This is a genomic window from Methyloversatilis sp. (assembly GCF_051861465.1).
In the GTDB taxonomy this organism is placed as follows: Bacteria; Pseudomonadota; Gammaproteobacteria; order Burkholderiales; family Rhodocyclaceae; genus Methyloversatilis.
The window spans coordinates 216,472-229,510 of record NZ_JBHYCQ010000003.1 but is presented as its reverse complement, the minus strand read 5'-3'; the positions used below and the strand labels follow the sequence as shown (position 1 = coordinate 229,510).

Genomic DNA, 13,039 nt, shown 5'->3' with positions numbered 1-13,039 from the left:
AGGCCGTATGCAGCGGGCGCGTACTGTGGAACTGACGCGCAACACCCATGCTGCGCGCGGCTTTCAGGGGGAAGATTGATGATTCAGTACGTAACGGGCGACATTCTGCTGAGCCAGGCTCAGGTCATTGCACACGGCATTGCGCCGCAGGAACACTTCGACCACGGTCTCGCGCTGGCGCTGCGCGAGCGCTGGCCGTCGATGGCGCGCGACTACCGGCATGCGCAGCGCGGCCAGCATCTGGATGCCGGCACGGTATGGTCCTGGGCCGGCGTGGACAGCGACGGCAGCACACGCACCATCCTCAATCTGCTGACCCAGAAAATGGTGGGTGAAGGTCCGGCCGCACGACCCGGCAAGGCCACGCTGGAATCGGTCAGCCACGCACTGAAGGCGCTGGCGCGCTACGCCGGCTCCACCGGCGTCACCAGCATCGCGTTGCCGCGACTGGCCACGGGTGTCGGCGGCATGGACTGGGCCGACGTGAAGCCGCTGGTCGAGCAGCACCTCGGCGCACTGGGTGTTCCCGTCATCGTCTATGAAACCTATCACCCGGGCGTGGTGGCGAACGAACGGCTGAAATAGCCATTGCCCGGGTCTGCAGACCCTAAAGCTGGTCGAGGTTGTCCAGCGTCCCGGCCGCACGGATGCGGAGCGCAGCGCGCTCCGCATCGCCGATGCGCTGCAGGTTCTTCACCATCAGCGCGGTGCGCGGATTGCCGGCGAAGGCCGCCTCGTGACGATCGAGGAAATGCCAGTACAGCGTGGTGACCGGACAGGCGCGCTCGCCGATGCGTTCGGTCGGCTTGTAGCGGCAGCCGTCGCAGTAATTGCTCATGCGCTGGATGTAGGCGCCGCTCGCCACATAGGGCTTGCTGGTGAAGCGGCCTCCATTCGCGTACAGCGTCATGCCGGCGACGTTGGGCAGTTCGACCCATTCGACCGCATCGACATACACCGCCAGATACCAGTCCTCGACCTGCTGCGGTTCGATCTCCGCCAGCAGCGCAAACTGGCCGGTCACCATGAGCCGCTGGATGTGGTGCGCGTAGCCGTATTGCAGCGTCTGGCCAATGGCTGCGCGCATGCACTGCATGTGCGTGTCGCCGGTCCAGTACCAGCCTGGCAATGCGCGCGCGTGACCGAAATGGTTGGCGTCGCGCAGGCCGGGCATGTCGAGCCAGTACATGCCGCGGATGAATTCGCGCCAGCCCAGCACCTGACGCACGAAGCCTTCGACCGACTGCAGCGGCAGGCGCCGCTGATGCAGGGCGTCGACCGCCGCGGCGATCACTTCGCGCGGACTGATCAGCTTCAGGTTCATCGCCGCGCTGATGCGGGCATGCCACAGCCAGGGCTGGCCGGTCCACATGGCGTCCTGATGGTGGCCGAACAGTTCGAGCCGATGCTCGACGAAATCGGCGAGCGCGGCGAGTGCGTCGGTGCGGGTGACCGGCCAGTCGAAGTGTGCAGTCGAGCCCGGGTGGTCGGCAAAGCGTGCTTCGACCAGATGGATCACGTCGCGCGTGACGTCGTCGGGCGGAAAGGCGAGCGGTGCCGGCACGAGGCCCGGGCCGCGCCTGCCGAAGCCGGCACGGTTGTCGGCGTCGAAATTCCAGCGCCCGCCTGCCGGCTCGCCGCCGTCCATCAGCACGGCGTGCCGCTCGCGCATGTGACGGTAGAAGAACTCCATGCGCGGCTGCTTGTACTTGCGCGCCCAGTCGGCGAAACCCTGGCGCGACATCATGAAGTGCAGGTCGTCGCGCAGGTCGAGCGTGATTCCGTTGCTGGAACACAGCGCGCGGATCGCCTGCTCCAGCCGCCATTCACCGGGCTCGACCAGCACCAGCCTGCACGGAAGGTGCCGCGCGAGGCGCGCCGCGAGGACATCGACCAGCGCCGCCTCGGCATCGTCACCCAGCGCGCGGTAATCCACTGTCCAGCCGCGCGCGCGCAGCGTCTTCGCAAAATGCCGCATAGCCGACAGGAACAGCGCGCTGCGCGCCTTGTGGCTCCAGACGTGAGTCGATTCGCCGGCTGCCTCAATCATCAGCACGACATCGCGCGCAGCATCGAAACCTTCGAAAGCGGCGGACGCCTCGTCGAGCTGATCACCCAGAACCAGTATCAGATGGCGCAGTTCAGCCATGCGGCACCCCCTTGCGACGGCAGGCGTCGGAGCAGTACTTCACCTGTTCCCAGTTCTTCGCCCACGACTTGCGCCAGGTCATTTCGCGGCCACAGGCGGCGCACAGCCGGCTGGGCAGCGACTGCTTGTTGCCTTTGAAGTGCAGGGTCATGGCGTGCCGGGAAGGTCAGAACGAGAGGAAGACCGGTTAGGCCCCGGCGGGTTTCACGACGCAGTGGATTTTTTGCCGCGTGCGGTCACCCACCCGGACGAATTGCGGAAATCCGATACAAATCACTGCTCAAGCTCCAGCCTGAAAAGGCGTTAAAAAATGCACGATACCCGCTGAGTGACGATGAAGAAGGCCCCCCTACCCGCCAACGAAGTAAAACGTCTGCACGCGCTGCACCGCCTCGACCTTCTGGATACGGATCCGGAACCGGCGTTCGACGACCTGACGATGCTCGCGGCGCAGATCTGCGGGACGCCGATCGCACTGGTGTCGCTGGTGGATGCCGAACGGCAGTGGTTCAAGTCGCGTTGCGGACTGCAGGTGTGCGAAACATCGCGCGAGGTGTCGATGTGCGCGCATGCCTTCACCGAACCGGACGGTGTTCTCGTCGTCCCGGATGCAGCGCTCGACGAACGCTTCGCCGACAGCCCGCTGGTGGTCGGGGAACCGCACATCCGCTTCTATGGCGGTGTGGTGCTGTGGTCGCCGGACCAGCTGCCGCTGGGCGCGCTGTGTGTGATCGACCATCGGCCGCGTACGCTGGACGCGTCGCAGCAACGCGCACTGAAGGCACTCGCGCGACAGGCCGAGGCGCAGATGCATCTGCGGCTGCGCGTGCGCGAACTGCGCGAAACATCGCTCGCGCTGCAGCGCCAGAAATCGCGCCTGATGCAGCAGCACCACGCACTGGAAGAGCGCTGCGAACAACTTGCGGTGGAGGCCCGCGTCGATGCGCTGACCGGGGTCGGCACGCGACGCGACGCGGACCATCGACTCGGCGACGAATTCCGCGTCGCTCTCACGCTGAACCTGCCGCTGTCGGTCGCACTGATCGATATCGACCGCTTCAAGCAGGTGAACGACACCTACGGCCACGCACGGGGCGACGAAATGCTGCGTCAGGTCGCACGAAAGCTGGCGTCGGAATTGCGCAGCGACGACTATCTCGCGCGTTTCGGCGGAGAGGAATTCGTCGTCATGCTGCCCAACACACCGGCCGAACTGGCGCGGAAGATTTCCGAGCGCCTGCGCCTTGCAGTCGAGACAGGACCGTGGCAAGCGCCGGACGAACTGACGGTGAGCATCGGCTTCGCATGCGCCGACGCGCACGCGGATTCGATAGAAGCTCTGGTCGCCGCAGCCGACGCCGCGCTCTACCAGGCCAAAGGCAATGGCCGCAACCGGGTGGTGGCGGCGAATGACATGCCAGCCGGCCAGAGCGCACTTCGGGTCGTACGCTGAGCGCTCAACGCAGCCGTGCCTGCATGTCGGATGTGGCGGTCACGCTGCCATCCTGATCGACGCGCAGTGCATGACGGACGCCCATGCGTGCGGCCAAAGCCTGCCAGTGATCGCGCCCGGCGATGAACAGCGGCTTGCTGTCGGCGTCCGAGCGCGCACCCGCGCCGGGTACAGCAGGAATCAGCACGGTCAGCGACTGCGTGTGGCGCACCGGCTGGCCATCGCGCGGATCGATCAGGTGGCACAGCCGCTCGCCGTCCAGCTCGAAATAGCGCTGGTAGTCACCCGAGGTGCCGATGGCTTCGCCGTCGCGCAGCTCGACGCTGGTCAGCGCCTCGGACTTGCGCGGGTGCTGGATGCCGACGCGCCAGGGCTGATCCCCCTTGCGGCCCAGCGCCATCACATTGCCGCCGATATTGATCAACGCATTGCGCACGCCGCGCGCGCGCAGCAGCGTGGCCGCGCGGTCGAGCGCGTAACCCTTGGCATAGCCGCCCAGGTCGAACTGCACGGCGGCATTGCGGCTGCTCAGACGATGGCCGCCGGCCGGCCCGGCGTCGATGTCGACATCGTCCATGCGCGGTCGCGCCGCGATCAGCGCCGCCAGCGTGGCCGCATCAGGCCGCTGCGGCAGGAATTCGTCGGCATGGAACCCCCAGGCGGCGATGAGCGCGCCGGCGGCCGGATTGAACAGGTCTTCGCCGCGCAGCGCCGTGGCCTTTGCGTCAGCGAGCAGCTGCGCCATTTCGTCATCGATGTCGGCGGTCGCGCCGGCCGTGATCGCCGCATTGATGCGCGTCAGTTCCGACGGCTGCCAGGCGTGAAGCAGACGATGCAGGCGGTCGAACTCGCGCAGTACCTCGCCCAGCGCGTCACGCGCCTGCGCACGGTCGACGCCGTAGACGACGACTTCGACCCGGGTACCGAACACGAAGGATTCCTGCCGCTCGACCGGCTCGCGCGCGCAGCCCGCAAGCAGCCCGCACAGCCACAGCAGCGCGAAGAAAGCGCTAGCGCGTTGCCGCACGTTCGAGCGCGTCGATGAACATCGCAGCGACATCGAAGCCGGTCTGTTCGGTGATCTCCACGAAACAGGTCGGACTGGTGACATTGATTTCGGTCAGCCGGTCGCCGATCACGTCCAGCCCGACCAGCAGCAGGCCGCGCGCGGCGAGCACCGGGCCGAGCGCGCGGGCGATCCGCCAGTCGCTGTCGGACAGCGGCTGCGCCACGCCGCGCCCGCCGACCGCCAGATTGCCGCGCGTTTCGCCGGCCTTCGGGATGCGCGCGAGACAGAACGGCACCGGCTCGCCGTCGATCAGCAGGATGCGCTTGTCGCCCTGCGCGATGTCCGGGATGAAGCGCTGCGCCATCAGTGTGTCACGGCCGTCGCCGGTCAGCGTTTCGATGATGACGTTGCGGTTCGGGTCGTCGGCGCGCACGCGGAAGATGCGCGAGCCGCCCATGCCGTCGAGCGGTTTCAGGATGCTGTCACGATGCAGGTCGATGAAGGCATTGATCGCCGCCACGTCGCGCGTGACCAGGGTCGGCGTGATCAGCTCGGGAAATTCGCAGATCGACACCTTTTCCGAGTGGTCACGCACCGCGCGCGGATGGTTGAATACGCGCGCCCCGCCGGCCACGGCGCGCTCGAGCATCCAGGTGGCGGTGATGTACTCGAAGTCGAACGGCGGGTCCTGGCGCATCAGCACCGCGTCGAAGTCGCACAGCGCGCGCGTCTCGACACCGGCCGGGCTGTACCAGGGTTTGTCGCCCGGCACGAGTTCGATGCGCAGCGCACGGGCCGACAGTTCGTTGCCGGACAGGCTCAGCGCCTCGCGCTGCACGGTCCATATCCCGTGGCCGCGCCGCGCCGCCTCGCGCATCATGGCGATGCTGGAATCCTTGACCGGCTTGAGCGCGTCGAGCGGATCGACGATGAAGGCGAATTGCATGATCAGCCGCGCAGTGCAGCTTCGACGGCTTCATCCTGGCCGTCGAGCGGCACACCGCGGTCGAGCTCGATGCTGGCCGCCAGCAGCGCCAGGCGCGCCACCACCCCATACGCGTAGAACCGGTTCGGCGGCGCATCCGGCTCGCAGCCCGGATCGGGCATCGTGCAGCAGGATTCGAACGCCAGCGGCTTGAAGTGCATGCCGGGCGCGTTCAGGTTTTCGTCGCGACCGCGCTCGGCATGCACGCGGTAGAAACCCCCGACGACGTAGCGGTCGATCATGTACACCACCGGTTCGGCAACGCCGCCATCGACCGTCTCGAAGGTGGGCACGCCCTCCTGAATCAGCACGGAACTGACTTCCATGCCTTCCTTGATGACAGCCATCTTGTTGCGCTGCTTGCGGTTGAGGCCGACGATTTCGGACGGGTCGCGCACCGTCATGATGCCCATGCCGTAGGTGCCGGCATCGGCCTTCACGATGACGAAGGGGTCGTGATCGATGCTGTGCTGGGCGTACTTTTCGCGGATGCGCGCCAGCAGCGCGCCGACCCGTGTCGCCAGACACTCTTCGCCGCTGCGCTCATGGAAGTTGATGTCGTGGCAGACATCGAACATCGGATCGATGAGCCAGGGGTCGATGTCCATGACCGACGCAAAGCTGCGCGAAACCTCGCTGTAGGCCTCGAAGTGCTGCGACTTGCGACGGGTCGTCCAGCCGGCATGCAGCGGCGGAATGACGGTCTGTTCGCGCACGTTCTGCAGCACCTCGGGCACGCCGGCCGACAGGTCGTTGTTGAGCAGGATGGCGCACGGATCGAACCCTTCGACGCCGATGCGACGCCCGCCGGGCAGGCGGATCAGCGGTTCGAGCAGCAGGCTCTGGCCATCTCCCAGGTCCAGCGTGGTCGGCTCGGTGATGTCCGGCAGCACGCTGCCGATGCGTACGTGCAGCCCGGCCAGCTTGAGAATGTGCGAGAGCCGCGCCACATTGCGCAGATAGAACAGGTTGCGCGTATGGTTCTCGGGCACCAGCAACAGGTTGCGCGCTTCCGGACACAGTTTTTCTATGGCCGTCATCGTCGCCTGCACGCACAGCGGCAAAAAGGCGGCGTTGAGGTTGTTGAAGCCACCGGGAAACAGATTGGTATCGACCGGCGCCAGCTTGAAGCCGGCGTTGCGCAGATCGACCGAGGCATAGAAGGGTGGCGAGTGCTCCAGCCACTGCGACCGGAACCACTGTTCGATGTCGGTCTGGCGTTCCAGGAAACAGCGCTCCAGCGCGAGCAGCGGGCCGGTGAGCGCGGTGGTCAGATGAGGCACCATGGGCGTGGGCGGTCGCGATCCGCATTGAAATTCAGGCCGCGAATTGTACCCCCGCAGCCCCCCCTGTCACCTCCGGACCGCGCCGACGCGGACGGCCGCCCGGTACGCTCCGGTACAATCCCGCCTCTTGCGCATCCGCGCGTTCAACTTTCCGTGAGTGCCATGCTGTCCGCTTCCAACATCACCATGCAGTTCGGTGCCAAGCCGCTGTTCGACAACGTCAGCATCAAGTTCGGCGGCGGCTTCCGCTACGGGCTGATCGGCGCCAATGGCGCCGGCAAGTCGACCTTCATGAAGATCCTCGCCGGCGTGCTCGAACCGACCGCCGGCAACGTCGTGCTCGATCCGCACGAGCGCATGGCCTTCCTGCGTCAGGACCAGTTCGCCTTCGAAGACCTACGGGTGATCGACGTGGTCATGATGGGTCATGCCGAAATGTGGGCCTGCATGCAGGAAAAGGATGCCCTCTACGCGAACCCGGACGCGACCGAAGAGGACTACATGCGGGCCGCCGAACTCGAAGGCGAGTTCGCCGAATACGACGGCTACACCGCCGAGGCGCGCGCCGGCGAGTTGTTGCTCGGTGTCGGCATCCCGACCGAACAGCACACCGGACCGATGCGCGAAGTCGCACCCGGCTGGAAGCTGCGCGTGCTGCTGTGCCAGGCGCTGTTCGCCAACCCGGATGTGCTGCTGCTCGACGAACCGACCAACAACCTCGACATCAACACCATCCGCTGGCTCGAGCATGTGCTGAACGAACGCAACAGCACGATGATCATCATCAGCCACGACCGTCACTTCCTGAACCAGGTGTGCACCCACATGGCGGATCTGGACTACGCGACCATCCGCGTCTATCCGGGCACCTGGGACGACTACATCGAGGCGTCCACGCAGGCGCGCGAGCGGGTCGCCGCAGCGAACGCCAAGGCGAAGGAACGCGTGGCCGACCTGCAGAGCTTCGTGCGCCGCTTCTCGGCCAATGCATCCAAGTCCAAGCAGGCCACGTCGCGCCTGAAGATGATCGACAAGATCAAGATCGAGGAATTCAAGCCGAGCTCGCGCCAGTATCCCTGGATACGTTTCGAGTACGACCCGAAGGAAAAGCTGCACCGTCAGGCGGTCGAACTGGAAAACGTCGTGTTCGGCTACGACGGCGGCCCGCAGATACTGAAAGGCTTCACTGCCACCTTCGACGGCGGTGACCGCGTCGCCATCATCGGCGAGAACGGCGTCGGCAAGACCAGCTTCCTCAAGCTGCTGGCTGGCGAGCTGGCGCCGCAGCACGGCGCGATCAAGTGGGCGGAGAAGGCCCGGCTTGGCTATTTCGCGCAGGACCACTCGGCCGACTTCGACAGCGACCTGAATCTGACCGACTGGATCAGCGGCTATGTGCGCGAGGGCGGGTACGAGGGCGACGACGCGATCACGCTGATCCGCGGGACGCTCGGCCGGCTGCTGTTCGGCGGCGAAGACGTGAAGAAAAAGGTGCGCGTGCTGTCCGGCGGCGAACAGGGGCGCATGATGTTCGGCCGGCTGATGCTGCAGCGGAAGAACGTGCTGCTGCTCGACGAGCCGACCAATCACATGGACATGGAATCGATCGAGTCGCTGAATGCCGGTCTGGACGCTTTCGAAGGCACGCTGTTCTTCGTGTCGCACGACCGCGCCTTCGTGTCGACGCTGGCCACGCGAGTTCTGGAAATGCGCGCCGATGGACAGATCACCGATTACCGCGGCGGCTATGAGGAATACCTCGCCAGCCAGGGCATCGAAGATTGAGCGCCGACGAATTCAAGCCCGATTGCCCGATCTGCGGCAATGCGCCCGGCCATCACTGGCTGTGGCGCGACGAGCGGCTACGCATCATCGATGCGTGCGATGCCGACCATCCCGCTTTCCTGCGCGTGATCTGGAATGCGCATGTGCGCGAAATGACCGATCTGACCGACCCCGACCGCCAGCACCTGATGGAGGTCGTGTGGCAGGTCGAGCGCGCCGTGCGCGAAATCGCCCAGCCGGACAAGATCAATCTGGGCAGCCTCGGCAACATGGTGCCGCACCTGCATTGGCACGTCATCGCCCGCTGGCCGGACGACGCGCATTTTCCCGGCTCGGTCTGGAGCGCCAGGCAGCGCGAAAGCGCCGCCCGCCCGCGGATACCCGCCGCGCTGTGGCGCGCCACGCTGCTGGCTCGACTGGGATTGCCGGCGGTCGCCGTGCCGCCCGAGCTGATCGCGGCCTACGAAGCCACGGCGTATGCGGCAGACCTGCCCGGCGGGCCCGCCACGCTGCGCATCGGCACGCCTGAACCGCTGCTTGAGCACTGGCTGGCCGAGCACGGACAGTCGCGCTGGGCCGTGATTTCCGCTGCCAATCCGTGGTCGTCGCGCTGCGACAAGGAGTCCAACCGCGTCGCGCATGGCGCGCTGCGCGCCCTGCTGGTGCAGCGTGGCCTGCCGGTGTGCGAAGCGATGAACTGGCCGGACGACGGCGTCGCCGGCTGGACCGAACCGGCGCTGCTGTGCGCCGGCCTCAGCCCGGAAGAAGCCATGCGGATAGGGGCGGCCTTCGGACAGAATGCCGTGCTGTGTGGCGGAGCGGGCGAATCGACACAGATCATGTGGTGCGTACGCCGCAACATCTAGGATCCGTTCGCATGTGATTCGTGCGTCACATGGCCGTTGGGCCGGGTGTGCAGCCAGCGCGTGATGTACGAATGAAACACGAACGACTCCGGACCCGGCGGAAGCCGGGGCAGGGTCAGCAGCTGATGCCGCCGTCGACCGTCAGCGTCTGACCGGTGATGAAGCCGGCTTCCTCGCTCAGCAGAAACATCACCAGCGGAGACACGTCGTGCACCGTGCCCAGCCTGCCGAGCGGAGTACGGTTGATGATCTGCGCGCGCTGGCGCTGTTCCAGCCCGGCCGACATGTCGGTCTCCAGATAGCCGGGTGCGACCGAATTGACCGTGATCTGTCGACGTCCGACCTCGCGTGCCAGCGCGCGTGTGAGTCCGTCAAGCCCCGCCTTGGATGCCGAATACGCCGCCAGGCCGGTATATCCGCGCGAGCCGATGATGGAACTGATGTTGATGATCCGTCCGCCACACCGTGCGCCCAGCATGTGGCGCAGCGCCAGCCGGCTCATGCGCAGCGAACCGAGCAGATTGACCTCGATGATGCGCGTGCTGTCGACGTTCGGCAGCGTGGCCAGGATGCCGTCCTGCGCCACTGCAGCGTTGTTGATCAGGGCATGCACCTTGCGCGGCCCCGCCCACTCGATGACCGCGGCGAAGAAGGCCGCCTCTTCGCCTTCGTCACCGATCGCCGCAGGTACCCAGAGCAGACTGGACGAGCCGTGCTGCTCGATCAGCGCCTGCAGTTCCGGTGTCGGGTGGCGACTGCATGTCGCGACAGCGTATCCCGCCTCGAACAGCCGATGAATGATGGCAAGCCCCAGACCGCGGCTGCCGCCGGTGATCACGACGCACTTCTGTTGCTGATTCATTGGACCCTCTGTTTCTTTCCGCTCGCCGACACGACGATCCGGTCTTTCACGGTCAGCACGCGCGGTACCTTGAAGGCCGGCAGGCGCGAACGCGCATGCCGCTGGACTTCAGCACGCGTCGCGTCGACGTTCAAGGACGAATCACTCAGAACGACCTCGGCCACGACGAGCTGACCGGTAATCGGATTGCTCTTGCCGAAGACGCGCGCTTCGGCAACGCCGGCGCACTCGAGCAGTACCGCCTCGACCTCTTCGGGGAACACCTTGGCGCCTCCCACATTGATGACGCTGTCGATGCGACCCATGAACAGCGCCCGGTCGGCGCGAACGTCGACCAGATCGCCGGTGCTGAGCCAGTCGCCTTCACCTATCGGCGACGGCGGTCCGCCGGACAGGTAGCCCTGCATCATCCGCGGACTGCGCACTTCAAGCAGGTCACCGTTCAGCCGCAGCTCGATGCCGTCAGTCACCTGGCCAAGCCAGCTCGCCGGGAACCCGGCCTGACCATCCCGGACCGCGAACAGCGCGCCCGCCTCGGTGGACGCGTAGATATGCGCAATGCCTGCCGTGGGATACACCGCAGAGATCCTGTCGAGCGTTGTCTGATCGACCGTCTCACCTCCGAGGGTGACCTGCTTCAGCGGCAATTCAGCCGCGCGCCCGCCCAATGCGAGCAGAAAGCCGCGCCAGAATGTCGGTGTGCCGCTGATGTGCGTGGGGCAGGCATCCAGCGCCACCCGCGCAAGGTCGGGCACCGTGGCATGGGTGCATGCGGCAAGTGTTCCCCCGGAAACGAGCGCGGTCAGCAGCACCTGCATGCCGGCGAAGCTGGCAGGGTGATAGGTCAGCAGCCAGACCACACTTGTGGCGTCGCTCTTCGGCGGCCGTATGCGCCCCAGCAGGCGGTCCAGGCTGTGGCGGGCCGCCTTGGGCTGTCCTGTCGTGCCGGAAGTGGTCAAGACCAGATGGAAACCGGTGTCCAGCTTGCGCGCGGATGGGAGAGGCCGGATGGCCAGCGCATCGTCGAGCCGCACAGCAACGTCCCAGTGTGCCCACAGCGACGAATCATCGGGAAGACTGTCGCGCAGAAGCAGCAATTCGCAACCGATCGACTGACAGGCAATCATGGTTGCCACGATGTCGCGTACGCGTGCGCTCGCGAGCGCAACCCGGCACCCTGCGAACGGCGCAAGGCCTTCGGTCAGGTGCCGCGAAAGTCGGGCGATCGCGTCCGCTTCATGCAGCTCTCCGTCCTGCCGGATTCGTAGCAGATCCGGCGACAAGGATATCTGCGCAGACACTGTCAGTCGATGTAGAGAGCCGCCAATTCGTCGACGGTGCGGAACTCGATGAAACCACTCTGGAAGGGATCCTTTCCGAATGTGGCTTCGAGTTGCACCACCAGCGTCGCGAGGTCGAGCGAATCGATCGATATCGGCCCGCCCAGCAATCGGGTGTCGCCGGCGATTTCGGGCAATGCCTCGCCCCTCTCGATGAGGATATTTCCCACGAGGTCGATAATCGTCGATCTAACCTGGTCGATATTCATGATGTGTTCTTGGTGAAGACAAGGCGGGGAAACGCGTCTCGAAAGCGTGCAGTAAGCATCAGCGCCCAGCAGATTACGAAGTTGGGCGGTGCGGGGAAATATATTATCGGCAGTTCAAGCGCGATGCCGCGCCGCCCGCCAATTTCCAGCACGATGATGCCAACTCTTTCCGGATTCGATGCCGCAAGCCTGTGCGAAACCTTGCGGGCACGACTCGAGCAGGACTTCCCGCAGATCATCGAGCCGTGCCCGCCGGATGACTACATCGCTGCGCTGGATTCCATCGAGGGCTATGGCGGCTATCGGGAATTCGGCAACGAAGCGACGCGGATCGCCGGCCGGGTCGAGCAGCTCGCGGGTCTGCCGGGCATCGAGCTCTATCACCGGTTCGTCCTTGCGCGACTGATGTCACGGTTCGAACGGGACTGCATCCGGCATGCATTGCCTGCTTCCGTGAAAGATCAGTACCTGATCGAATTCCAGCGCATCGCGAAATTCATGACGGTTGCCCGGCCAGGCACCTATCTGCCCCGGAACGATGGCTTCTGCAAGGACCTCGCGATCTGCCGCGGCAAACTGCTGCCCTGCGGCGCACAGCTGGTGGATGTGCGATCCGGTGTTCCGCGGCGCATTCTGGGCGGCGGAGGCCTGAGCCAGGCCATGGCCGCTTTGCATTTCTTCGGCATGCGCACCGGCGGCTTCAGACCCTTTTACGAAATGCACCTCGATCCACGCGCGATGTCCCAGTTCTCGCCCGCCGGCTGGGATGCGTGTTACCTCCGCATTGCCGAACTTCTGGAACTGAACCCTGGCATCCGCGGCGTGTTCGGCAGCAGCTGGTGGTTCGATCCCGAGGTCGAGCGGAACAGCCCCACGATCGCCTGGCTGCGACGGCGTCCACTGGATGCAGGGGCACGCGTCTTTCGCGCCGGATCGGGTGAATCAGCCGTCAACGATGCGCTGAAGTTCTCGCCGCAACGCAAGGCGCTTTACGACGCGGGGCGCTATGAACCCACGATCTGGTCAATGGTCTGGGCGCGCAGCGATCTCCTGGCCTGGGCGAAGTCGGTCCGCAACCCGATTCAGGGACGCTGA

13 protein-coding genes are annotated in these 13,039 nt (G+C 65.6%); 5 read left to right on the top strand and 8 right to left on the bottom strand.

The window, feature by feature from the left end; genetic code table 11:
- The first annotated feature begins 78 nt into the window (after positions 1-78).
- Positions 79-585, top strand: coding sequence for a macro domain-containing protein (locus ACTIFF_RS05755; protein WP_439535967.1), 507 nt, complete (start codon positions 79-81; stop codon positions 583-585).
- 22 nt (positions 586-607) lie between these two features.
- On the opposite strand, the gene ACTIFF_RS05750 is transcribed toward ACTIFF_RS05755, so the two are convergent.
- Together ACTIFF_RS05750 and ACTIFF_RS05745 are read right to left on the bottom strand one after the other, a co-directional pair.
- A complete protein-coding gene (locus tag ACTIFF_RS05750; protein WP_439535966.1) occupies positions 608-2,149 on the bottom strand; it encodes a cryptochrome/photolyase family protein in 1,542 nt (513 codons plus the stop codon).
- Positions 2,142-2,300 carry a DUF2256 domain-containing protein gene (locus tag ACTIFF_RS05745; RefSeq protein ID WP_439535965.1) on the bottom strand — a complete coding sequence of 53 codons (159 nt, stop codon included), beginning with the start codon at positions 2,298-2,300 and terminating at the stop codon, positions 2,142-2,144. Before ACTIFF_RS05745 ends, ACTIFF_RS05750 begins: the two co-directional genes overlap by 8 nt.
- A 183-nt stretch (positions 2,301-2,483) precedes the next feature.
- On the opposite strand from ACTIFF_RS05745, the gene ACTIFF_RS05740 reads away from it, so the two are divergent.
- Positions 2,484-3,602, top strand: a complete 1,119-nt coding sequence (locus ACTIFF_RS05740) for a GGDEF domain-containing protein (RefSeq protein WP_439535964.1) — start codon at positions 2,484-2,486, stop codon at positions 3,600-3,602.
- 4 nt (positions 3,603-3,606) lie between these two features.
- Here the strand turns inward: ACTIFF_RS05740 and ACTIFF_RS05735 are convergent, their stop codons facing one another.
- Genes ACTIFF_RS05735 through gshA form a run of 3 tightly spaced genes read right to left on the bottom strand, consistent with a single transcriptional unit; the run spans position 3,607 to position 6,882 of the window.
- A complete protein-coding gene (locus ACTIFF_RS05735) occupies positions 3,607-4,629 on the bottom strand; it encodes an FAD:protein FMN transferase (protein ID WP_439535963.1) in 1,023 nt (340 codons plus the stop codon).
- Entirely contained in the window at positions 4,613-5,557 is a 945-nt protein-coding gene (gene gshB / locus ACTIFF_RS05730; RefSeq protein ID WP_439535962.1) for a glutathione synthase, read from the bottom strand. Before gshB ends, ACTIFF_RS05735 begins: the two co-directional genes overlap by 17 nt.
- A gap of 2 nt (positions 5,558-5,559) precedes the next feature.
- Complete coding sequence (gene gshA / locus ACTIFF_RS05725; RefSeq protein ID WP_439535961.1) at positions 5,560-6,882, bottom strand: glutamate--cysteine ligase; 1,323 nt, start codon at positions 6,880-6,882, stop codon at positions 5,560-5,562.
- Between the two features lie 162 nt (positions 6,883-7,044).
- Between gshA and ACTIFF_RS05720 the strand changes: the two genes are divergently transcribed.
- Both ACTIFF_RS05720 and ACTIFF_RS05715 read left to right on the top strand, forming a co-directional pair.
- Entirely contained in the window at positions 7,045-8,667 is a 1,623-nt protein-coding gene (locus tag ACTIFF_RS05720; protein WP_439535960.1) for an ABC-F family ATPase, read from the top strand.
- Positions 8,664-9,533: a DUF3293 domain-containing protein gene (locus tag ACTIFF_RS05715; protein ID WP_439535959.1), complete on the top strand. Its 870-nt coding sequence runs from the start codon at positions 8,664-8,666 to the stop codon at positions 9,531-9,533. The genes ACTIFF_RS05720 and ACTIFF_RS05715 overlap by 4 nt, the downstream gene beginning before the upstream one ends.
- 115 nt (positions 9,534-9,648) lie before the next feature.
- Here the strand turns inward: ACTIFF_RS05715 and ACTIFF_RS05710 are convergent, their stop codons facing one another.
- From ACTIFF_RS05710 to ACTIFF_RS05700, 3 genes are all read right to left on the bottom strand, one after another.
- A complete protein-coding gene (locus ACTIFF_RS05710) occupies positions 9,649-10,395 on the bottom strand; it encodes an SDR family NAD(P)-dependent oxidoreductase (RefSeq protein WP_439535958.1) in 747 nt (248 codons plus the stop codon).
- On the bottom strand, positions 10,392-11,492 hold the full coding sequence (locus ACTIFF_RS05705; RefSeq protein ID WP_439535957.1) for a class I adenylate-forming enzyme family protein: 1,101 nt from the start codon (positions 11,490-11,492) through the stop codon (positions 10,392-10,394). Before ACTIFF_RS05705 ends, ACTIFF_RS05710 begins: the two co-directional genes overlap by 4 nt.
- 206 nt (positions 11,493-11,698) lie before the next feature.
- On the bottom strand, positions 11,699-11,944 hold the full coding sequence (locus ACTIFF_RS05700) for a phosphopantetheine-binding protein (protein WP_439535956.1): 246 nt from the start codon (positions 11,942-11,944) through the stop codon (positions 11,699-11,701).
- Positions 11,945-12,067: 123 nt separating this feature from the next.
- Here ACTIFF_RS05700 and ACTIFF_RS05695 point away from each other — a divergent pair, with 123 nt between their 5' ends.
- Complete coding sequence (locus ACTIFF_RS05695; protein ID WP_439535955.1) at positions 12,068-13,039, top strand: hypothetical protein; 972 nt, start codon at positions 12,068-12,070, stop codon at positions 13,037-13,039.

Coding starts and splice junctions, on each gene's coding strand:
- ACTIFF_RS05710 (WP_439535958.1), bottom strand. CDS start 10,395: ATGAATCAGCAACAGAAGTGCGTCGTGATCACCGGCGGCAGCCGCGGT.
- ACTIFF_RS05750 (WP_439535966.1), bottom strand. CDS start 2,149: ATGGCTGAACTGCGCCATCTGATACTGGTTCTGGGTGATCAGCTCGAC.
- ACTIFF_RS05740 (WP_439535964.1), top strand. CDS start 2,484: ATGAAGAAGGCCCCCCTACCCGCCAACGAAGTAAAACGTCTGCACGCG.
- gshA (WP_439535961.1), bottom strand. CDS start 6,882: ATGGTGCCTCATCTGACCACCGCGCTCACCGGCCCGCTGCTCGCGCTG.
- ACTIFF_RS05755 (WP_439535967.1), top strand. CDS start 79: ATGATTCAGTACGTAACGGGCGACATTCTGCTGAGCCAGGCTCAGGTC.
- gshB (WP_439535962.1), bottom strand. CDS start 5,557: ATGCAATTCGCCTTCATCGTCGATCCGCTCGACGCGCTCAAGCCGGTC.
- ACTIFF_RS05700 (WP_439535956.1), bottom strand. CDS start 11,944: ATGAATATCGACCAGGTTAGATCGACGATTATCGACCTCGTGGGAAAT.
- ACTIFF_RS05695 (WP_439535955.1), top strand. CDS start 12,068: ATGCCGCGCCGCCCGCCAATTTCCAGCACGATGATGCCAACTCTTTCC.
- ACTIFF_RS05720 (WP_439535960.1), top strand. CDS start 7,045: ATGCTGTCCGCTTCCAACATCACCATGCAGTTCGGTGCCAAGCCGCTG.
- ACTIFF_RS05745 (WP_439535965.1), bottom strand. CDS start 2,300: ATGACCCTGCACTTCAAAGGCAACAAGCAGTCGCTGCCCAGCCGGCTG.